Source organism: Microbacterium wangyouchuni, from assembly GCF_051546305.1.
Classification (GTDB): domain Bacteria; phylum Actinomycetota; class Actinomycetes; order Actinomycetales; family Microbacteriaceae; genus Microbacterium.
Map to the genome: position 1 here is coordinate 75,905 of NZ_JBPTMA010000002.1, position 21,311 is coordinate 97,215.

17 protein-coding genes are annotated in these 21,311 nt (G+C 64.8%); 14 read left to right on the forward strand and 3 right to left on the reverse strand.

Annotation, left to right across the window (positions count from 1 at the left end):
* Positions 1-179: 179 nt before the first annotated feature.
* The 10 genes from guaB (at position 180) to ACSS7Z_RS03785 (ending at position 13,354) form a co-directional block, all read left to right on the forward strand.
* On the forward strand, positions 180-1,682 hold the full coding sequence (gene guaB / locus ACSS7Z_RS03740) for an IMP dehydrogenase (protein WP_438253139.1): 1,503 nt from the start codon (positions 180-182) through the stop codon (positions 1,680-1,682).
* A 125-nt stretch (positions 1,683-1,807) separates the two neighbouring features.
* Positions 1,808-2,122, forward strand: coding sequence for a DUF2277 domain-containing protein (locus tag ACSS7Z_RS03745; protein ID WP_438253140.1), 315 nt, complete (start codon positions 1,808-1,810; stop codon positions 2,120-2,122).
* Between the two features lie 67 nt (positions 2,123-2,189).
* Complete coding sequence (locus tag ACSS7Z_RS03750) at positions 2,190-2,750, forward strand: OsmC family protein (RefSeq protein WP_438253141.1); 561 nt, start codon at positions 2,190-2,192, stop codon at positions 2,748-2,750.
* A 274-nt stretch (positions 2,751-3,024) separates the two neighbouring features.
* Positions 3,025-4,143 (forward strand): GuaB3 family IMP dehydrogenase-related protein, encoded by a 1,119-nt coding sequence (locus ACSS7Z_RS03755; protein ID WP_438253687.1) that lies wholly within the window; start codon positions 3,025-3,027, stop codon positions 4,141-4,143.
* Positions 4,144-4,158: 15 nt separating this feature from the next.
* A complete protein-coding gene (locus ACSS7Z_RS03760; protein ID WP_438253142.1) occupies positions 4,159-4,953 on the forward strand; it encodes an SURF1 family protein in 795 nt (264 codons plus the stop codon).
* 187 nt (positions 4,954-5,140) lie between these two features.
* A complete protein-coding gene (locus ACSS7Z_RS03765) occupies positions 5,141-9,265 on the forward strand; it encodes an ExeM/NucH family extracellular endonuclease (RefSeq protein ID WP_438253144.1) in 4,125 nt (1,374 codons plus the stop codon).
* An 80-nt stretch (positions 9,266-9,345) separates the two neighbouring features.
* Positions 9,346-9,870: a DUF3817 domain-containing protein gene (locus tag ACSS7Z_RS03770; RefSeq protein WP_438253145.1), complete on the forward strand. Its 525-nt coding sequence runs from the start codon at positions 9,346-9,348 to the stop codon at positions 9,868-9,870.
* The gene (gene guaA, locus ACSS7Z_RS03775; protein WP_438253146.1) at positions 9,867-11,444 is read left to right on the forward strand and encodes a glutamine-hydrolyzing GMP synthase; all 1,578 of its coding nucleotides are present in this window, start codon (positions 9,867-9,869) and stop codon (positions 11,442-11,444) included. Before ACSS7Z_RS03770 ends, guaA begins: the two co-directional genes overlap by 4 nt.
* Before the next feature lie 204 nt (positions 11,445-11,648).
* Positions 11,649-12,077 (forward strand): YciI family protein, encoded by a 429-nt coding sequence (locus ACSS7Z_RS03780; protein ID WP_438253147.1) that lies wholly within the window; start codon positions 11,649-11,651, stop codon positions 12,075-12,077.
* On the forward strand, positions 12,074-13,354 hold the full coding sequence (locus ACSS7Z_RS03785) for an RNA polymerase sigma factor (RefSeq protein WP_438253148.1): 1,281 nt from the start codon (positions 12,074-12,076) through the stop codon (positions 13,352-13,354). Before ACSS7Z_RS03780 ends, ACSS7Z_RS03785 begins: the two co-directional genes overlap by 4 nt.
* A gap of 6 nt (positions 13,355-13,360) precedes the next feature.
* Here ACSS7Z_RS03785 and ACSS7Z_RS03790 read toward each other — a convergent pair whose 3' ends face one another.
* Positions 13,361-13,633: a GlsB/YeaQ/YmgE family stress response membrane protein gene (locus ACSS7Z_RS03790; protein WP_438253149.1), complete on the reverse strand. Its 273-nt coding sequence runs from the start codon at positions 13,631-13,633 to the stop codon at positions 13,361-13,363.
* Positions 13,634-13,771: 138 nt separating this feature from the next.
* Complete coding sequence (locus ACSS7Z_RS03795) at positions 13,772-14,668, reverse strand: Bax inhibitor-1/YccA family protein (RefSeq protein ID WP_438253150.1); 897 nt, start codon at positions 14,666-14,668, stop codon at positions 13,772-13,774.
* Positions 14,669-14,758: 90 nt separating this feature from the next.
* Here ACSS7Z_RS03795 and ACSS7Z_RS03800 point away from each other — a divergent pair, with 90 nt between their 5' ends.
* From ACSS7Z_RS03800 to ACSS7Z_RS03815, 4 genes are all read left to right on the forward strand, one after another.
* Entirely contained in the window at positions 14,759-15,745 is a 987-nt protein-coding gene (locus ACSS7Z_RS03800) for a glycerophosphodiester phosphodiesterase family protein (RefSeq protein WP_438253151.1), read from the forward strand.
* 46 nt (positions 15,746-15,791) lie between these two features.
* Entirely contained in the window at positions 15,792-16,724 is a 933-nt protein-coding gene (locus ACSS7Z_RS03805; protein ID WP_438253152.1) for an ABC transporter ATP-binding protein, read from the forward strand.
* Positions 16,721-17,743 carry an ABC transporter permease gene (locus ACSS7Z_RS03810; RefSeq protein WP_438253153.1) on the forward strand — a complete coding sequence of 341 codons (1,023 nt, stop codon included), beginning with the start codon at positions 16,721-16,723 and terminating at the stop codon, positions 17,741-17,743. Before ACSS7Z_RS03805 ends, ACSS7Z_RS03810 begins: the two co-directional genes overlap by 4 nt.
* 134 nt (positions 17,744-17,877) lie before the next feature.
* Positions 17,878-20,817, forward strand: coding sequence for a lamin tail domain-containing protein (locus ACSS7Z_RS03815; protein WP_438253154.1), 2,940 nt, complete (start codon positions 17,878-17,880; stop codon positions 20,815-20,817).
* Between the two features lie 63 nt (positions 20,818-20,880).
* On the opposite strand, the gene ACSS7Z_RS03820 is transcribed toward ACSS7Z_RS03815, so the two are convergent.
* Positions 20,881-21,276: a YccF domain-containing protein gene (locus ACSS7Z_RS03820; protein WP_438253155.1), complete on the reverse strand. Its 396-nt coding sequence runs from the start codon at positions 21,274-21,276 to the stop codon at positions 20,881-20,883.
* Positions 21,277-21,311 lie beyond the last annotated feature (35 nt).

Sequence of the window (21,311 nt, forward strand, 5' to 3'; positions counted from 1 at the left end):
GGGAGGCTGTCGAGTGACGGACGTCGCACTGAGCGTAACGCGGACTTGGGTAAATGCGTACTAACTGTTTCCTGATCGCAATGCCGGGGGTGTCGCAGAGGCGGCGCTCGACCGGAATATTCGCGGTCTCCGCACGCTTAGAATTGGTACACCGCAACGCGCCTGCAGGAGGAGATTTCATGGACCAGCCCGATCCCTTCGGTTTCGTCGGACTCACATACGATGATGTTCTGCTCCTTCCCGGGCACACCGATGTGATTCCCAGCGACGCGGATACTTCTTCGCGGATCACCCGCCGCATCTCGGTTGCCACGCCCCTGCTGTCCAGCGCGATGGACACCGTCACCGAAAGCCGCATGGCAATTGCCATGGCGCGCGAGGGCGGTATCGGCATCCTGCATCGCAATCTCTCGATCGCCGATCAGGCCGCTCATGTGGATCGCGTCAAGCGCAGCGAGTCCGGCATGATCACTGACCCGATCACGACCACGACCGAGGCAACGGTCGAAGAGGTCGATGAGATGTGTGCGAGATACCGCATCTCGGGGCTTCCGGTGATCGACGACACCGGACACCTGGTCGGCATCATCACCAACCGCGACATGCGTTTCGTCAGCGGGCGTGAACGTCAGACCACACTCGTCAAGGACGTCATGACCAGCGAGAACCTGGTCACCGCTCCCGTCGGTGTTCCGGCAGGAGAGGTCATCGCGCTGTTCGCGAAGCACCGCGTCGAGAAGCTGCCGCTCATCGATGACGACGGCAAGCTCGCCGGCCTGATCACGATCAAGGACTTCGACAAGAGCGAGAAGTACCCGCTGGCCACCAAGGATGAGCAGGGCCGGCTGCGTGTCGGTGCTGCGATTGGATTCTTCGGCGACGCCTGGGAACGTGCGGAGGCGCTGCGCGACGCCGGTGTGGATGTGCTCGTGGTCGACACCGCGAACGGGCAGTCCCAGGGTGTGATTGACCTCGTGCAGCGGTTGAAGGCAGACCCGACGTTCGAGCACATCGACGTGATCGGCGGCAACGTCGCCACTCGCGAGGGTGCGCAGGCGCTGATCGATGCGGGCGTGGATGCCGTCAAGGTCGGGGTGGGTCCCGGATCCATCTGCACCACTCGCGTTGTAGCCGGCGTTGGTGTGCCGCAGGTGACAGCCGTTTACGAAGCCTCGCTCGCCGCGCGTGAATCCGGTATCCCGGTGATCGCCGACGGTGGTCTGCAGTACTCGGGCGATATCGCCAAGGCGCTGGTCGCCGGGGCGGATGCTGTGATGCTCGGCTCGCTCCTCGCCGGAACCGACGAGTCACCGGGAGAGATCGTCTTCCAGGCGGGCAAGCAGTTCAAGCAGTACCGTGGCATGGGCTCGCTCGGTGCGATGCAGACTCGCGGCAAGCAGACTTCGTACTCGAAGGACCGGTACTTCCAGGCCGATGTGCCCAGCGACGACAAGCTCATCCCGGAGGGCATCGAAGGACAGGTTCCGTACCGCGGTCCGGTTTCGGCAGTCGCGTACCAGCTCGTCGGTGGCCTGCGTCAGTCGATGTTCTATGTCGGTGCTCGCACGATCGACGAGCTCAAGACCCGCGGCAAGTTCGTGCGCATTACTGCGGCGGGGCTCAAGGAGTCGCACCCGCACGACGTGCAGATCGTCGTAGAGGCGCCCAACTACAAGAAGTAGCCCGCGGCGGATGCCTGGCCCGCTGCGGGAGGGGAGTCCGTCGCGGGGAGGTGTCGCTTCGCGCCGCTCGCGCTGTGGTGAAGCGACCACTCGCGCCACCTCAGGAACCGGCGTAGCGTGCTGGCATGTGCCGCAACATCGTCCCGCTGAACAACCTGGAACCCGCCGCGACTGACGAGGAGTGTCAGGATGCCGCTTTGCAGTTCGTGCGCAAGGTCTCCGGCGCGAACGCACCCTCCCGCGCCAATCAGGTGGTCTTCGACCGTGCCGTCGCAGAGATCGCGCGGGCAACCCGTGCCCTTCTCGATGGACTGATCACCACCGCGCCGCCGAAGAACCGCGAGCAGGAGGCGTCCAAACGCCGTGCCCGTTCCGCCGAGCGCTACGAGGCGATCCGCGTCTTCCAGGAGGAGAAGCGAGCTGCGCGCGCCACGACATAATCCTGTGATGTGACGGCGGATGACGGCCTCCTTCGCCGCAGGCCAGCGTCGCCGTTATCGTCGCGCTATGACTCTTCTTCAGGACCAGATCGCATCCGTCACCGACGTCACCGACGTCACCGCAGCCGAGCGGACGCGGCGCCTCACCGAGGCCGGCACGGCGTGGAACGAACGCATCGCCGCGGATGCGACGAACGCTCAGCTCACCTACAAGGTCGTCGGCCGAGGAATCGGCTCGGTCGCGACTGAGATCCGCGCGGGCAAGCACCGTTTCCTCGTCGATGAACCCAGCGCTCTCGCCGGAGACGATGCGGCGGCCAGCCCCGTCGAATATGCGCTCGGCGCGCTTGTGTCGTGCCAGGTTGTCGTGTTCCGCCTCTACGCACAGGCGCTCGGGCTCACGATCGACGAGATCGAGATCACGGCCGAAGGTGACCTCGATGTGCGCAAGCTCTTCGGGATCGATGAGTCCGGTCGGGCAGGATTCCGAGACGTGCGGGTAAAGGTCGACATCACCGGACCCGACACGGCCGAGCAGTACGAGAACCTGCGCCAGGTCGTCGACGCGCACTGCCCCGTTTTCGACGTCTTCACGAACCCCGTGCCGACCTCCGGCGCTCTGGCCTGAGCCACGCGCGCTCGGGCGCCGCACCTGCGATCGGGTGCTTCCGGGTCGACAGGTAAGGCGCCTCCGCAGAGCTGATCGCCTGATCTGCTCGGCATATACCTGTCTCCGGCATCCCGTCTGCCCCTGCTTGAGGGGTCGCTCGTGGTCGCACCACATGCAGCGACGCGACCACGAGCGACACCTCTCGGACTTCGGTGTCACTCAAGGTGGCGCCTATTGCCACTTCACGCACGTGGGAAGCATATTGCGGGGCGGGTAGGCTGGACGGGTGAGCATGGACATCGAACTCGGCCGAGGCAAGCGCGCGCGTCGCGCGTACACTTTCGACGACATCGCGGTGGTGCCGTCACGGCGGACACGTAACCCCGAAGACGTCTCGACTTCATGGTCGATCGACGCGTATCACTTCGATACCCCGATCATCGGCGCTCCGATGGACTCCGTGGTCAGCCCGCAGACCGCGATCATGCTGGGCAAGCTCGGCGGCATCGGTGTGCTCGACCTCGAGGGTCTCTGGACCCGCTACGAGAAGCCCGAGCCGCTCCTCGCCGAGATCGCCTCGTTGCCCGCTGCCCAGGCGACGGTGCGGATGCAGGAGCTGTACTCCGAGCCGATCAAGCCCGAGCTGATCAAGTCACGTCTGGCGGAAATCCGCGAGGGTGGTGTTACGGTCGCGGGTTCTCTCACGCCGCAGCGCACGCAGGAGCTTTACGAGACCGTCGCAGCGGCCGGTGTCGACCTGTTCGTCATCCGCGGTACGACCGTTTCCGCTGAGCACGTCTCCAGCGTGGCCGAGCCACTGAACCTGAAGAAGTTCATCTACGACCTTGACGTTCCGGTGATCGTCGGCGGCGCTGCCACCTACACGGCAGCTCTGCACCTCATGCGCACCGGCGCCGCAGGCGTCCTCGTCGGATTCGGCGGGGGAGCAGCATCCACGACGCGAGCGGTGCTCGGCATCCACGCCCCGATGGCCACCGCCGTCTCTGATGTCGCCGCTGCCCGCCGTGACTACCTCGACGAATCCGGCGGACGCTACGTGCACGTGATCGCCGACGGTGGCGTGGGCACGTCTGGCGACATCGTCAAGGCGCTCGCCATGGGCGCGGATGCCGTCATGCTCGGCGTCGCGCTTGCTCGTGCCACGGATGCTCCGGGCCGGGGCTTCCACTGGGGCCCGGAGGCTCATCACCCGCACCTTCCGCGCGGCCGTCGCGTCGAGACCCGGGGCATCGGCACGCTGGAAGAGATCCTGTACGGACCGGCGCCGGTCGCCGACGGCACAGCCAACCTCATGGGCGCACTTCGCAAGTCGATGGCCACCACGGGATACTCCGATCTCAAGGAGTTCCAGCGCGTCGAAGTTGTGCTTGCTCCATACGAACAGGCCTGACGAGTACTGCACGCTGTGACGACACCCCAGGAATTCCCACCGACCCTTCGCGAGGTCATGCTCCGTGCACGCTGGATCGGAGTGCTGATCGCGTGCCTGGTCGTCGCGGGGGTGTTCGCGTTCCTCGGGCAGTGGCAGCTCGAACGCGCGATCGATACTGATCCCGCCCCGGTGGGGATCACCGAGGATGTCCGAGAGCTCCGGGATGTGGTTTCTCCGGGGGAGTATCTGCCCGAGCCCTATGTCGGACAGCGAGTGGAAACCACCGGCACCTGGATCGCCGACGACTTTCTCGTCGTATCAGCGCGCTTCAACGACGACGTCGAAGGGTATTGGGTGACCGGCCAGTTGCGTGTCGCCGAGCGCACTTCGATCGCCGTGGCGCTGGGGTGGGCCCCGGATCAAGAATCAGCGGATGCCGCGGCATCCGTTCTTGAGCAGACGATTGCCGGCACCGAATCGACGGTCCTGGGCCGCATCATTTCGGATGAGGGCACGGCATTGCCGACCAAGGACGACCCGCACTCGATGAACAGGATGTCTCCGGCCATGCTGCTGGGGCAGTGGCACGACATCGAGGAACTGTCGGTCTACCGGACCTATCTTGCTGCTGTGGATGCTCCTGAGGCACTGATCGATATCGTCTCCCCGGCACCGGAAGAACTCGCCACAGTCAACTGGCTGAACGTCTTCTACGCGCTGGAATGGGCTGTTTTCGCGGGCTTCGCTTTCTACATCTGGTATCGCTTGGCGAAGGATCGCTGGGAGCTCGAAGTCGAGGAGTTCGAGGAACGCGCGACCGCCGCTTGACGAGCACGTTTTACGGTGACGCGGTGGTGGCCATTCGGCGAACACCATTGAGGATGTCGGCGGGGAGCCATATGCTCACAGCTAGGCGCCTGAATCACACATAGATGTGTGTACTGGGGGACGCCTCTTCGTGTGCCTCACGACGGCGCGCGAAGTTCTTGAGTCGACGTCGAGGAGAACTACCGCAATGATGTCTGTTCCTGACTGTGCAGTGCCGAGCACAGGATCATCCTTTTTTCACAGTCGGGGACGCCGCGCGGCTCTCGCTGTCATCGCGACTGCGGCTCTCGCCTTCGGTGGGCTTGCTGTAGCTCCGGCTTCTGCCGCAACGCAGTCGATCGCCGCTGTGCAGGGCACCGGCGAGTCTTCGCCGTTTGTCGGCCAGACAGTCACGGTCGAGGGCATCGTTACCGGCGACTATCGTGTCGGCGGCTACGCGGGCATCTCGATTCAGACCGCGGGAAGCGGTGGCGAGACGGATGCTACGCCCGGGGCATCCGATGGCATCTTCGTCTACCTGAACAACCTCGCACCCACGCTCGAAATCGGCGACCTCGTCACGGTGACCGGCGTCGTCTCGGAGAACTACGGTCAGACGCAGATCGCACCCGCCGCTGAGCAAGACGTCGCCGTCGTGACTGCGGCGGTCGGCGTGCCTGCGGTGACACCGCTCCCGGACTCGGTGATCGGCACGGATCGTGAAGCCTACGAGAACATGTTCGTGTCCCCTTCGGGCACGTACCGCTTGGCATCCAGTCACCAGCTCTACAACTTCGGAACGCTGTGGCTCAACCCTGGAGAGCTGAACGTCAAGAGCACCGAGACCACGCGACCGGGCTCGGATGCCAATACGATCGCCGCGCAGAACCGCGCCGAACGCATTCTGCTCGATGATGGCTGGAACTCGCAGGTCGTGAGCAATGCGCACCCGGGCGAGCAACCGTACTTCACCACCGGCACGACAGTGCGCAACGGTGACGTCGTCTCCTTCGCTGAGAACGGCTATGTGCTGCAGTACGGGTTCGACGACTGGCGGCTGCAGCCCGTCATTGCCATCGATGACTCGAGCGATGCAGCGTACAAGGCCACGTTCACGACCGAGAACCCGCGCAGCGACACCGCACCCGACGTCGGCGGTGACGCGCAGATCGCCGCGTTCAACGTTTTCAACTACTTCACGACACTGCGCAGCGAAAACTCGGAAGCACGCGGTGCGGCGAACGCGGAGAAGTTCGCGATTCAGAAGTCCAAGATCGTCACCGCGATCAGCGGCCTCGGCGCAGATGTCGTCGCGCTGATGGAGATCGAGAACTCCATCCACTTCGGCAAGCCGGTCGACACCGCTGTCGCTGATCTGGTTGCCGGGCTCAACGCCGCAGCAGGCTCCGAGGTCTGGGGCTATGTGCCGACCCCGGTCGCCCTGCAAGACACCGCGACGACAGATGTCATCACCAACGCGATCATCTACCGGACGGATGCCGTCACCCCCGTCGGTGACAGCGCCACGGTCATCGACGAAGAGGTGTGGGACAACGCTCGCGAACCGATCGCGCAGACCTTCGACATCGACGGAAAGCTCGTCTCGGTGGTCGCAAACCACTTCAAGTCGAAGTCGCCGCCGGAGGAAGGCGGGGACGAACCGGCCGACGGCCAGGGCTTCTTCAACGAAGACCGCACCGCTCAGGCACAATCGTTGCTCGGCTTCACGCAGACGTTGGCTGAGAGCAGCGGCAGCGACAATATCCTCCTGCTCGGCGACTTCAACGCCTACGCCCAGGAAGACCCGATCGAGGTCTTCGCCCAGGCCGGCTGGACCGATCTGGTACCGGCGCAGGCCGCCGGTCAGTACACCTACACCTTCGACGGCGAGCTCGGTTCGCTCGATCACGCCATCGCGTCGCCCGCGCTGGCGGCATCGGTGACCGGCACCGGCGTATGGACGATCAACTCGCCCGAGTGGAGCGACCGCGGCTATTCCTTCGGCGCCGCTGAATCCGGCACGCCGTTCCGCTCCAGCGATCACGATCCGGTGGTTGTCGGCGTCTCCAGCGCCGTGCCGCCGGTGAGTATCGACGTCGTCACGATCAACGACTTCCACGGTCGCATCGAAGCTGACGGAGCAGCTGCAGGAGCCGCGGTTCTGGCGGGTGCTGTGCAGTCGGTGCGCGATGCGAACGCGAACACGGTGTTCGCGGCAGCCGGTGACCTGATCGGGGCATCCACTTTCACATCCTTCATCGCTGACGACAATCCGACGATCGACGCTCTCAACGCCGCGGGGCTCGATGTCAGCGCCGCCGGAAACCATGAGTTCGATCAGGGCTGGGAAGACCTGCGTGACCGCGTGCAGGATCGCGCGGACTGGGAGTACATCTCCTCGAACGTGTTCCTGACCGAAACGGGTGAGACGGCGCTCGCTCCGGCCTGGGTCTCGGAACTCGATGGTGTGAAGGTCGGCTTCATCGGCGCGGTGACGGAAGAGCTCGACTCGCTCGTCGCTCAGGAGGGAATCGCAGATCTCGAAGTTCGCGACATCGCGGAGTCCGTGAACGCGGTCGCCGATGAACTTACTGACGGTGATGATGCCAATGGTGAGGCCGATGTGCTGATCCTGCTCGTCCACGAGGGCGCGACGTCGACCGACGTCGCCAGCATCACCCCGGAATCGGCTCTGGGCGAGATCGTCGCGGGCGTGAACGACAAGGTCAGTGCGATCGTCTCGGCGCACACCCACCTCGCGTATAACCATGTCATCGACGGTCGACCCGTTGTCTCGGCCGGTCAATACGGCGAGAATTTCGGTCTGATGAACCTGCAGGTCGACGCCAAGTCGAAGGAACTCATCTCGATCACCAACGAGATCATGCCTCTCACCGATGAGGAGGGGGCCCCGTTGTATCCCGCTGTGCAGGGCGTGCAGGACATCGTCGACGCGGCTGTCGCCGAGGCCGATGTGCTCGGGGCAGAGCCGGTGGGCGAGATCACGGCCGACTTCAACCGTGCGCGCCAGACGGATGCTTCAGAGAACCGCGGCGGCGAATCGACGATCGGAAACTTCGTCGCAGACGTGCACAAATGGGCGACGGACTCGGACCTCGCGCTGATGAACCCGGGCGGTATCCGCACCGATTTGACGTACGCCTCCTCGGGAACGGCTGACCCGGACGGCAACGTCACCTTCCGTGAGGCCGCCACCGTGCAGCCGTTCGCGAACACTCTGGTCACTCTCGACCTCACCGGCGCTCAGCTCAAGAGCGTGCTCGAGGAACAGTGGCAGCCGGAGGGCTCCAGCAGGCCGTTCCTCAAGCTCGGCGTCTCGGAAGGGGTGCAGTACACCTACGATCCGACGGCAGCAGCGGGGGAGCGGATCACCTCCGTCACCCTGAACGGTGAGGCGATCGATGCTGAGGCTAGCTATCGGGTTGCGGCGAACTCGTTCCTCGCATCCGGCGGCGACAACTTCACCACGCTGGCTGACGGTGCGAACCAGGCCGACACCGGCAAGAGCGACCTATCTTCGATGGTGGAGTGGTTCGATGCCAACGGCACGGCAACACCGGATCTTGCGCAGCGCGCGGTGGGCGTGGTGATGAGCGCCCCGGATGCCGATGGCTACAGTGCGGGAGATGAGGTCACACTTGATCTTTCCTCGCTGGCCTTCACCGGTGGTGACGCGGCTCCGGGTGACGTCACGGTTTCGCTCGGGGAGTCGGTGCTGGCAAGCGCTGCGGTCGACTCCACGCCGGTAGACACCACCGATGAAGCAGGCCGAGCCAGCGTGACCTTCACCGTTCCCGAAGATGTCTTCGGGGCTCAGGAGCTCACCGTGGCGACGGCTGAAGCCGGCACGAGTGTGCAGCTTCCGATCATGTTCGCTGACGCACCGGATGCCCCGGACGCACCAGGAACCATCAAGCTCGGCGCGACTTCGGTCGTAGCCGGCGGCACCCTGGTCGTCAGCGGTGAAGGGTTCGAAGCCGGCCTCGAGCTGGTGCTGGAACTGCGCTCTGCACCGGTGCAGGTCGGCACGGTGACGGTCGCGACAGACGGAACGTTCAGCACCACCATCACGGTGCCGAAGAACACGGCAGCAGGCAACCACACGCTCGCCGCCATTCAGCCCGATGGTGCTGAAGCGACGGCGACACTCGTGGTGACCGCGGCTCCTGGCGGCGGCGGACAGCTGCCAGGAACCGGTGCGGATTCCACTCCGTACATCGTGATCGGCGCGATTCTGCTGCTGCTCGGCGCCGGGTTCCTCGTGCTCCGACGCCGCCGCAAAGTCGGGGAGATCGAGGACACCGAGAGCTGACCGAACGCGCGAAGACCGGTGGGAGTGATCCCGCCGGTCTTCGGCGTTCGTCCACCCCAGGCACGGCTAGACTGGACTTCATGCTTGAACCGAAAGTCGCCTCATTCCCGAAGATCCGCGGGGCGCTGACGTTCTACCAGATCGCGTCGATCATCACCGGCGTCATGCTGCTTCTGCTGCTGGCCGAGATGATCTTGAAGTACAGCCCGATCCACGTGGAACTCTTCGCCGGTGGCGATGGTGGCCTTCTCTGGTTTGCGCCGGTCATCGTCGGCGACGGATGCCAGTGGTACTCGCTGTTCGTCCCGGGCGGGATGGGCTGCGAGCTCGATTCGACGGGGCAGACAGCGGGCGGTGCAAACCTCTCGCTCTTCATTCTCGTGGCGCACGGCTGGTTCTACGTCGTCTACCTCTTCGCCTGCTTCCGCATGTGGAGCCTGATGCGTTGGCCGTTCCCGCGGTTCATCGTGCTCGCCCTGGGCGGCATCGTGCCCGTGCTCTCGTTCATCATGGAGGCGAAGGTCTCCCGTGAGGTCAAGGCCTACCTCGTATCCCGTGAAGCAGCGATCGCTGCTGAATCCCAGACCCAGGAGGCAGCGCGATGAGCGCAGACACCGCCCAGCGTCCCGTCCTCGTCGTCGACTTCGGCGCCCAATACGCACAGCTCATTGCGCGACGCGTGCGCGAGGCTGGCGTTTACAGCGAGATCGTTCCGCACACGGTCACCGCCGCTGAGATCAGCGCGAAGAACCCCGTTGCTCTTATCCTCTCGGGCGGCCCCTCCTCGGTCTACGACGATGGCGCGCCGTCGCTGGACAACACAATCTTCGAACTCGGCGTCCCGACACTCGGTATCTGCTACGGATTCCAGGTCATGGCGCGGGCTCTGGGGGGCGAAGTGGCCAACACCGGTCTTCGCGAGTACGGCGCCACCGACGCGGTCATCGCCAACGACGGCGGCGTGCTGATGGGCGGCCAGCCGAGCACCCAGAACGTGTGGATGAGCCACGGCGACCAGGTCTCCCGTGCCCCCGAGGGCTTCGAGGTGCTCGCATCCACGGCAGATACTCCGGTCGCCGCATTCGGCAGCGCCGAGAAGTGCTTCTACGGCGTGCAGTGGCATCCCGAGGTCAAGCACTCCGATCACGGCCAGGCGATCATCGAGAACTTCCTCCACAAGGCGGCCGGGCTCGCCGCGGACTGGAACAGCGGCAACGTCATCGACGAGCAGGTTGCGCGTATCCGCGCGCAGGTCGGCAACGCCCGCGTCATCTCCGCGCTCTCCGGTGGCGTCGACTCGGCTGTCTCCACGGCTCTTGTGCACAAGGCGATCGGCGACCAGCTCACCGCCGTGTTCGTCGATCACGGACTTCTTCGCAAGGGTGAGCGCGAGCAGGTTGAGAACGACTACGTCGCATCGACGGGTGTGCGCCTGATCACGGTGGATGCCGCAGACACATTCCTCGGTCACCTCCAGGGTGTCACCGACCCCGAGCAGAAGCGCAAGATCATTGGCCGCGAGTTCATTCGTGCGTTCGAGAAGGTGCAGCTGGACCTCGTCGCCGAGGCCAAGGCATCCGGCGAGCCGGTGAAGTTCCTCGTGCAGGGCACGCTGTACCCCGACGTCGTCGAGTCTGGCGGCGGCGCGGGAACCGCGAACATCAAATCGCACCACAACGTCGGCGGTCTTCCCGAAGATCTCGACTTCGAACTCATCGAGCCGCTGCGCACCCTCTTCAAGGACGAGGTGCGCCAGATCGGCCGCGACCTCGGTCTTCCCGAGGCGATCGTCGGACGCCAGCCGTTCCCGGGCCCTGGCCTCGGCATCCGCATCGTTGGTGAGGTCACAGCCGATCGCCTGGAGATTCTGCGTGAGGCCGACGCTATCGCTCGCGAAGAGCTGACCAAGGCCGGCCTCGACAACGAGATCTGGCAGTGCCCGGTCGTACTGCTCGCAGACGTCCGCTCGGTCGGCGTGCAGGGCGACGGCCGCACCTACGGTCACCCGATCGTGCTGCGTCCCGTCTCCAGCGAGGATGCGATGACGGCTGACTGGACGCGTCTGCCCTACGACGTGCTCGCCAAGATCTCGAACCGCATCACCAACGGTGTGCGCGACGTCAATCGTGTAGTGCTCGATGTGACCTCGAAGCCCCCGGGAACCATTGAGTGGGAGTAGGCGCGAGCCGCTTCCGCTTTAGCAGGCACTGTTCTCGCAGAACAACACGAATTTCGCAGGTTCCTCGGCAGCTTCTGCGAAATTAGTGCTGTTCTGCGATATCTCAGCGCGAAGAAGTTTCTGCTCTGTGTCGATCTGAGCTCTTCCCGTTCGACGTCTTCAGTGAGAGGGTCTAAAACGACCCGCGACTGAAGGAGAACAATCATGAAGTTCATGCTGATCATGCGAGCGACCGACGCGGCTGTAGAGGCATACAAGGACGTGCCATTCGAGCAGGTCATCGAAGCCATGGGCAAGTACAACGAGTCGATGATGAAAGCCGGAGTGCTTCTCGCCGGCGAGGGCCTGACGGACGCCGCTGAGGGCTTCGTCGTCGATTTCTCGGCGGAAACGCCGCTGGTCACGGACGGCCCCTACGGTGAGACGAAGGAGCTGTTCAACGGCTTCTGGATCATCGAGGTCTCCACCCGGGAAGAAGCTGCGCAGTGGGCAGGGCGCGCCCCGCTCGGCCCCGGCTCTTTTCTCGAGGTGCGCCGGGTCACCGGAGTCGAAGACTTCCCTGCTGACAACGAGTGGATCGAGAAGGAAGAGATCATGCGCGGCGAACAGGCGAAGCGCGCGCAGGAGTCATGACCGATCGGTCTGGCCACGCGGTGGCACGCTCCGTCGAGCAGGCGGAGCGTGCCATCGCCGCTGTCTGGCGCATCGAATCAGCCAAGATCATCGCGACGCTCACGCGCATGGTCGGCGATTTCAGCCTTGCCGAAGACCTCGACCAGGAAGCCCTCATCGATGCCTTGAAGCAGTGGCCCGCTGAGGGCGTGCCGCGTAATCCCGCAGCATGGCTGACTGCCATCGCCAAACGCAAGGCGATCGACGGATGGCGCCGCCAAGAGCGCTATGACGATCGCATCGCCGGGATCGCCCATGACCTCGAACGCGAACAGGCTGATGCCGCGGATGCCGACCCCTGGGACCCCGACGTCATCGACGACGACGTGCTGCGGCTCGTCTTCATCTCGTGCCATCCTGTGCTCTCGCGTGAAGCCTGTGTCGCGCTGACCCTGCGGGTTGTCGCGGGGCTCAGCACCGAGCAGATCGCGCGCGCTTTCCTCGTGCCGGTTGCGACAGTGCAGCAGCGCATCGTGCGAGCGAAGAAGACGCTGACCGCAGCGAACGTGCCCTTCGAAGTGCCGCCTCGCGAGGAGTATGCCGAACGTCTGAGCGCGATCTTCGGCGTGCTCTACCTGATCTTCAATGAGGGGCACGCGGCGAGCAGCGGCGCAGACTGGATGCGCCCCGAACTCGGCGCCGAGGCCATCCGGCTCACCCGCGTACTCACTTCGCTCGTGCCGAAAGAGCGCGATGCCCACAGTCTGCTCGCTCTGATGGAACTCACCGCCGCGCGTTTTCCTGCCAGGGCGGATGCGAAGGGCGAGCCGGTGCTTCTGGCCGATCAGGACAGATCCCGCTGGGACCGTAGTCGCATCACCCGTGGACGGGCGGCGCTGGCCAGAGCCGACGCACTCGGTGGCGGACGTACCGCCTATGCACTGCAGGCCGCAATCGCCGAGTGCCATGCCATCGCAGCAGCCATCGATGACACCGACTGGGAACAGATCGTCGTGCTGTACGAGGCATTGGGCCGCATCGCGCCCTCGCCGGTGATCGAGCTCAATCGGGCAGCTGCGGTTGCGATGGCGACCGGGCCGGCATCCGCTCTGCGCATTATCGACCGGCTGGTCGCATCCGATTCCCTGCCGGGCTACCACCTGCTGCCGGCAACCCGCGGTGAGATGCTGGTGCGTCTGGGACGAAAAGAAGAGGCGCGCTCCGAGTTCGCCACCGCCGCAAAACTTGCGGGGAACGACAGGGAGCACGCCCTTCTGGAAGCGAAAGCCTCCGAGTAGTCGGTGTTAGTCGCGGACCTTGTTACCTCGTCCGACGATCAGACCGTAGATCAGGAGCACGATGATCGCGCCACCGATGGCGAGGGCCCAGGTGCCGAGGTCGAAGAACTCCTCCAGGCCACGGCCGAAGAGCATGCCTCCGATCCATCCGCCCAAGAGCGCTCCGACGACGCCAAGGATCAGCGTTACGATCCATCCGCCGCCCTGCTTGCCGGGCAGGATCAGCTTTGCGATTGCACCGGCGATGAGGCCGAGAATAAGAAATCCAAGAAATCCCATGATGTGCTCCTTACGTCGTTGGTGACGGTGAGGCAATCATGCTCCGCCCAAGAAAGCGACGCAACCCATTGACAGGCGCGCCCTCAATGCGAAAGGGTGCCCGCCTCGGACGAGACGGACACCCTTAAAGCACAGAGACTAGTTGCTGCGAGCGATCGCGATCATGCGCAGAATCTCGACATACAGCCAGACGACGGTGACCATGATGCCGAAGCCGCCCATCCAGCCGAACTGGCGGGGAGCGCCGTTGCGCACACCCTGCTGGATCTGATCGAAGTCGAGCACCAGCGAGTAGGCAGCCATGAAGACGACGAGCACGCCGAGGATGAGTCCGAGCGGGATGCCCATGATCTCAGCGCCGCGCAGGCCGAACGGGTTGTCGTTGACGCCGGTCCACATGAGTACGAGGTTCAACAGCGAGAAGACCAGGTATCCGACCATCGCGATCATGAAGATCTTGGTCATCTTCTTGGACGCGCGGATCTTGCCGCTGGCGAAGAGAGCGAGGGTGACACCGACCACGGCGAGCGTCGCGAGCGTCGCCTGCAGGACGATGCCCGGGTAGATGATCTCGAAGAACGCCGAGATGCCACCGATGAACAGACCCTCAAGAGCCGCGTAGGCGAAGATCAGCGCCGGGCGTACCTTCTTGCGCGACGTGAAGGTGATCACCATGGCGAGGACGAATCCGCCGAGCGCACCGATCAGCCAGGGCACCATCGAGATGGAGGCCGCCGAGGCGAGTTGTGTGCCACCGAGCGTCCAGATCCAGCCGATAACGGCGGTGACCAGCAGAATCCCGAAGAGACCTGCGGTCTTCCAGACGGTGTCCTCGACAGTCATCCGGTCGGTTTCGATGGCGCCGGCGGGGGGAGCGGCGTACATTCCCTCCAACTGCGCGTTCGCGGCAGCATCCATGCCGGCGTGCTGGAACGAAGCAGTCTGAGCCCCGGCCTGTGGGCTACCCGGATAGGTCGCCACATTACGGGGGTCTTGCTTCTGGAAAGCGGGATTGTTGAACGCGAAATTGCTCATCGGTGGGCCTCACTCCAAGTGGGGTATATAGGTCGCTTTCCTCAACGATAGCGGGCGTTTTCTTTGCAGGGGGTGTTCTACGCTGAGAGCATGCCCAGGAAGTTTCCCCTCGTCATCGGTCATCGGGGCGCGCCTGGTTACCGACCCGAGCACAGCCGGTCCTCGTACGAGCTCGCCTTGGCAATGGGTGTGGATGCTGTTGAGCCGGACATCGTGGCCACCAAAGACGGTGTCCTGGTCGTTCGGCACGAGAACGAGATCTCGGGCACGACTGATGTCGCCGAGCATCCGCGGTTCGCTGATCGCAAAACAACCAAACGCATCGACGGCGAAGCGCTGACCGGGTGGTTCACCGAGGATTTCACCTGGAGTGAGTTGGCGACGCTGCGGGTGACCGAGCGGTTACCGAAGATCCGCACCTCGAGCGCGTCGTTCAACGGCGCGCAGGGCATCCTGCGCCTGATCGATGTTCTCGATCTGGTGCGCGCCGCATCTGCTGAGCACGGACGCGAGATCGGCGTCGTGCTCGAGGTCAAACACGCAACGTACTTCGCGAGCATCGGACTGGATCTCGTGCCGTTGATCGTGCGCGACCTGCGGGCGGCCGGGTGGGCCGATGGCGAACTTCCGCTGGTGATCGAGGCGTTCGAATCCACCGTGCTTCGGCACCTGCAGAAGCACGACATCTCGGCGTCGTACATCTATCTGATCGAGGCATCCGGTCGCCCCTACGATCAGCTTGTCGCGCACGGACGGGCGGCACCCACGTACAAAGCGACGGTCACACCGGAGGGACTGAATGGCCTGATCGGTCAGGTCGATGGCATCAGCGTCAATAAGCGGATGCTGCTGGCCAAGCAGAACACAATCGTCGCAGATGCCCACGCCCGTGGCCTGAAGGTCTTCACCTGGACGGCCCGCCCCGAGAATGCCTTCCTTTCGGCGGAGTTCCGTGGCGATGGAGGTAAGCCCGCATTCGGCGACTATGAGGGGGAGTGGGCGGCGATCGCACGCACCGGCGTGGACGGTGTCTTCGTCGACCACCCAGACCTCGGAGTAGCTTTCTTCCGCGGCTGAGCGCCTGCCGCATAGCGCGGCGTCCTGATGGTGCCAGACTGACGGCATGAGCGGAATCGTCGCTGACGGTGTCAGCAGAGCCTTCGGCCACGTACAGGCTGTCCGAGACGCGAGTTTCCATGCCGCGCCGGGACGGGTGACGGGCCTGATCGGGCCGAACGGAGCAGGAAAAACCACGCTGCTGCTGATGCTGGCGTCCCTGCTCGCGCCAGATACCGGCATGATCCGCATCGGTGAAATCGATCCGCTTGCCGACCCCCTGGGCGCGCGCCGACTTCTCGGCTGGATGCCGGACGCCCTCGGTGCCTGGCCGTCACTCACGGCGCGGGAGACGATCGTCACCACTGCGCGGCTCTATGACATGGAACGCTCCGCCGCACACGTGCGCGCCGCCGAACTGCTGGAGCTGGTTGGTCTCGTAGACCTGGCGGATGCCCCGGCGAAAGTGCTCTCGCGGGGGCAGAAGCAGAAGCTCGGGCTGGCCCGCGCGCTCGTGCACGACCCCCAAGTGCTGCTGCTGGACGAGCCGGCATCCGGTCTCGATCCGGAAGCTCGCGTGCAGCTGCGCGGGTTGCTGCGGCGACTCGCGAGTGAGGGGCGCACGGTGCTGATCTCGAGCCACATCCTCTCCGAACTTGAGGAGGTCATCGATGATGCGGTGTTCCTCGTGGCCGGATCCGTCGTGGACGCCGCGCCCTCGCAATCGGCGGTCCGCGCCTGGCGCATTCGTCTTGCCGGATCCGGAGAACGGCAGCTGCGTGGCGACGCGGAGCGGGTCGCCACGGCGCTGTCCATGGCACCGGAATCGCTCGGCATCGATCGAACCGCCCTACTCGTCGGATTCTCATCCGAGCTGGCGGCTGCCGACGGCCTGCGCAGGATCGTGGAAGCGGGTCTTGCGGTGAGTGAGTTCGTGCCGGCGCAGAGCGCGCTGGAGCATAGGTTCCTCAACCTGCCACGGACGGAGACCGGATCATGACCCTGGCACACATCGGCACTGTTGCGCGTCTTGAGCTCACACAGCGCCTGCGCAGCGTCGGTTGGTACATCCTGCTCGGGATCTTCGCCTTGATCCTGCTCGCCGTCACCGGTCTTGCGTTCGTGGTGTATTCCTATACCGGGGTGACGGGTGCGGGCGTCTACTCGATCGTCGTCAATATGGTGCTGCTGCTTGTCGTCCTGGTATCCCCGACGCTCAGCGGAAACGCCATCAACGGCGACCGTGAGGCGGCGACGCTTGCCGCAGTGCAGGTGACCGCGGCATCCACTGGCGACATCATGCTCGGCAAGCTTCTGGCGGCAATCGCTACCGGCGGGGTCTTCCTGCTCGTCGCGCTGCCGTTCCTGGCAGTCTCGCTGTTCGGAGGCGGGGTCCGCCCGGCGACTTTTGCGGTGTCACTGCTCGTGCTTGCCGCCGAGATCATCATCGTCGCAGCCGTCGGTGTGGGGCTCAGCGGGCTCATTGCACGCCCGCTGTTCTCCGTTGCCGCAACGTACCTCGTCGTGGCGGCACTGACGATCGGCACGCTCATTGCGTTCGGACTGGGCGGCACGGCGCTGCGCAGCGAGGTCACCGGCTACAGCCGCCCGTACGACAACGCCGGAAATGTGGACTGCGAGCGATGGGACAGCTACACCTACGAGACACCCCGATTCGATCGGGTCTGGTGGGCGCTCGCGGCTAATCCCTTCGTGGTGCTGGCCGATGCCACACCGACAGCGTTCGATGACAGCGGTTGGCCCGTCGACCTGTTCGGCCAGATCAAGTACGGTCTGCGCAGCGCACAGCAGTCGCCTGCGGAGTACCGCTGGGATGAGTGCGCGGCAATGGGCAACGACATGACGCCCACGGCAGAGGAAGTCATCGACAACAGTGTGCCGAGCTGGTTCGTCGGTCTCGGCATCCAGATTGTGATCGCCGGTGGGCTGTTCGCCGGTGCCTGGGCGCGCACGCGCACGCCGGCGCGGATGCTGCCGCCGGGCACACGCATCGCTTGAGCAGCGGACCGGTCTGAGTCGCGGGCACCGCCGGACAGCCGCTGTTCATGTGCAGTACACCGTTTCGACGCGGAGGCGTAAGCGCAACTCGATGGTCTGGAGGCACCCCGCCCGCCTCTTGACCATGGAGTCACATGTCCCGCCTGCAACGCGGACTCGCGACAACAGCGGTATGCGCCCTCAGCGCTGCTCTGCTGCTCGCTGTTCCTACCTCTGCCCTCGGTGCCGAGCCTGAGACACCCGGCTCGGGTGTCGTCCTCAACGAGATCATCTACGACGACATTTCCGGCCACAGCGACCGCGTCGAAATCTACAACGCCGGCACCGAGACCGTTGCGATCGGGGGCTGGACGATCTCGGACGACAAGCGTGATCGATTCAGCACGCCGTTCGCAGACGGCACGGTTCTCGCCCCGGGTGCATTCGCTGTGCTCGTCACCGATGTCGACTTCGACTTCGGTCTCGGCAAGGGCGATGAGGTCGTTCTCTACGACGCCGACAGCGTCGAGGTCGACGCCTACCTCTATGCGAACACTTCGCCGATCGCGACCTTCGCCCGTTGCCCCGACGGCACCGGCGAGTGGGCGCATGCGACCACCGCGACGCCTGGCGCCGCAAACGACTGCAGCGTTGCGACAGTCGCCGGATCGATCCTGCTCAATGAGGTCGACTCGGGTCCGGCCGACTGGGTAGAGCTGTACAACCCCGGGACCGAATCCTTCGACATCTCGGGCTACGAGCTTCGCGACAATTCGGATGATCACCGCTGGGCATTCCAGGACGGGACATCGATCGCAGCCGGGCAGTTCCTCGTCGTAGAGGCGAGTTCGATCGGCATCGTCGATGGAGAGCTTGCACGCTTCGACGCACCGATTGGCATCGGCAGCACCGACGAGATCCGGCTCTTCGACAGTGCCGGTGTGCTGACCGATCGGACCGGCGCGTGGGAGGGCCACGCCAACATCGACGGTGACGAGATCGCGGCCACGCTCGCGCGCTGCCTCGATGGCGTCGGAGAGTTCTCCCTCGCTTATGCAACTCCGGGCGCGGCGAACGACTGCGTCCCGCCGACGATCAGCATCAACGAGATCGACTCGAATGGCTCGCCGGACTGGGCCGAGATCGTCAACACCGGCACGGCGCCGCTCGACATCTCCGGCTGGACGCTCATGGACAACGACCCGGCGGGCCACGCCGCGGATGTGACTCCCCTGGCCGCTGGCACGATCCTCGAGCCCGGTGGGTACTTCGTGTTCAACGGCACCGATCACTTCACCTTCGGCCTCGGAAACGGCGACACAGTCACCATCCGCAATGCCGACGGCTTGACCGTCGCTGAGCATGCCTACGCCGCGCACGCGGAGGGCTTCTGGGCCCGCTGCCAGGACGGTACGGGCGACTTCGTCGACGTCGCAGTCGGCACTCCAGGCATCCGCAACGCCTGCGGCAACCCGGTACGCATCAACGAGGTCGAGTCCGATGGTGAGCCCGACTGGGTGGAGCTGGTCAACCCGACCGATGCTGCCCTCGATATCTCGGGCATCATCGTGAAGGATGACGACGACTCGCACGAGTACATCATCCCTCCTGCCACCAGCATTCCCGCGGGCGGCTACCTCGTGCTCGATGATTTCGACTTCGGAATCGGCAAGGACGACACGGTCCGGGTCTTCGATGGCGACCAGCTGGTCGACCAGGTCTCATGGGGCGAAGCCCACGCGGCCACCACATGGGGTCGTTGCCCGGACATCAGTGGACCATTCGCTGAGACCGCCGAGCCCACCCCGGGCGCAGCCAACGTCTGCGTCGGCGAGATCGCCGTCACGCCGTGGCCCGGTTCCGCCGACGTACGGGTTCTTGACACCGTGCCGACCTTCCTGGAGGACAGCTCGGGGCTCGACGTGCAGGAGACCGCCGACGGCGCATTCCTCTGGGCCGTTGACAATGGTGAGGGACGCATCTGGAAGCTTGAAGCGTCTGCCGATGGCTCAGTCGCGCTTGTGGACGGCTGGGAAGACGGCAAGCGGGTGCGCTTTCAGAGGGATGCTGACACCCCGGGCGCCGCTGGACCCGACACCGAAGGCATCACCGTCGACGGTGATGGCCTCGTCTACGTCGCATCCGAGCGCGACAACAGCGTGAAGGGCGTCAACCAGAACACGGTGCTGCAGGTTGATCCGGATGAAGCTGGCCCCGACCTCATCGCGCTCAACGAATGGGATCTCACCGAACTGCTTCCGGCAGTCGGCGCGAACCTCGGCATCGAAGCGGTCGAATGGGTCTCGGATGAGATGCTCGCGGGCATGCTCTTCGACGACAACACGCAGGCAGCATACGATCCGTCGGCGTACGCGGGCGACGGACTGTTCTTCGTCGCGGTCGAGGATGGCGGCGGCGTGTACGCCTTCGCGCTCGCCGCAGACGGTTCAGCGCAGCTCGTCTCGACGATCGACCCCGGGCTTGCCGGCGTCATGAGCCTGGACTACGACTCCGTTCTCGGAGTTCTGTGGGCCGTGTGCGACGACGGATGCCAGGGGCGCTCCGCGCAGATCACACTGAACGGCACAGCTGATCCCGGCATCGCGCAGTTCGCCCGTCCAGCAGGTCTGCCCGACATCAACAACGAGGGCTTCGCCACGGCGCCGTCCTCGCTCGCGGTGGACGATCAGCGTCCGGTGTGGTGGTTCGCCGACGGCTATGCCTCTGAGTCGCTGCGCACCGGAACGCTGCCGGTCGCCGCGGAGCCGGAGGTTCCTGTGGAGCCGGAGGTTCCTGTGGAGCCGGAGGTTCCTGTGGAGCCGGAGGTTCCTGTGGAGCCGGAGACACCGACAGAGCCCACGGTTCCGACTCAGCCTGAGACGCCGACAGAGCCTGAAGCGCCGGGCACCCCCGACGCTCCGACTGAGCCAAACGCCCCCGAGCGCCCCATCGCACCGGACGAACCGACCCAACGGGAGGGCGCACTTGCGACCACGGGAACTGAGCTGCCGATCGGCGCTTCCGTGCTGGCGCTCGCGCTGTTGCTGACCGGGGGGATCGCACTGGTTGCGCGCCGCCGCAGGCAGCGAGTCTGACACCACCGAGGCGCCGAGGAACAGTCGTTCCTCGGCGCCTCGGCTTTCACCTGCGTGTGCGGATCACTTCGCGTCGAAGGGGCCCCGGCGTGTGGAGACGATCTCTTTGCCCAGCGGCATGAGCGAGATCGGCACCATCTTGAAATCGGCGATGGCCATCGGGATGCCGATGATCGTGATGCACAGGGCGACGCCCGAGACGATGTGCCCGATCGCCAGCCACCAGCCGGCGAGGATCACCCAGATGACGTTGCCGAGGAATGCCCCGACCCCTGCAGTCGGACGTTCGACCACCTGCCGACCGAACGGCCACAGCGCGTAGCCCGCCAAGCGGAACGAGGCGATCGCCCAGGGGATTGTGATGATCGGGATGCACAACAGGACTCCGGCCAGGATGTAACCCAGGAAGAGCGCCCAGCCGGCGAGGATCACCCAGATGATGTTCAATATCGTGCGCATGAGCATGATTGTGGCACTTGAGACCCTGAAAGCAC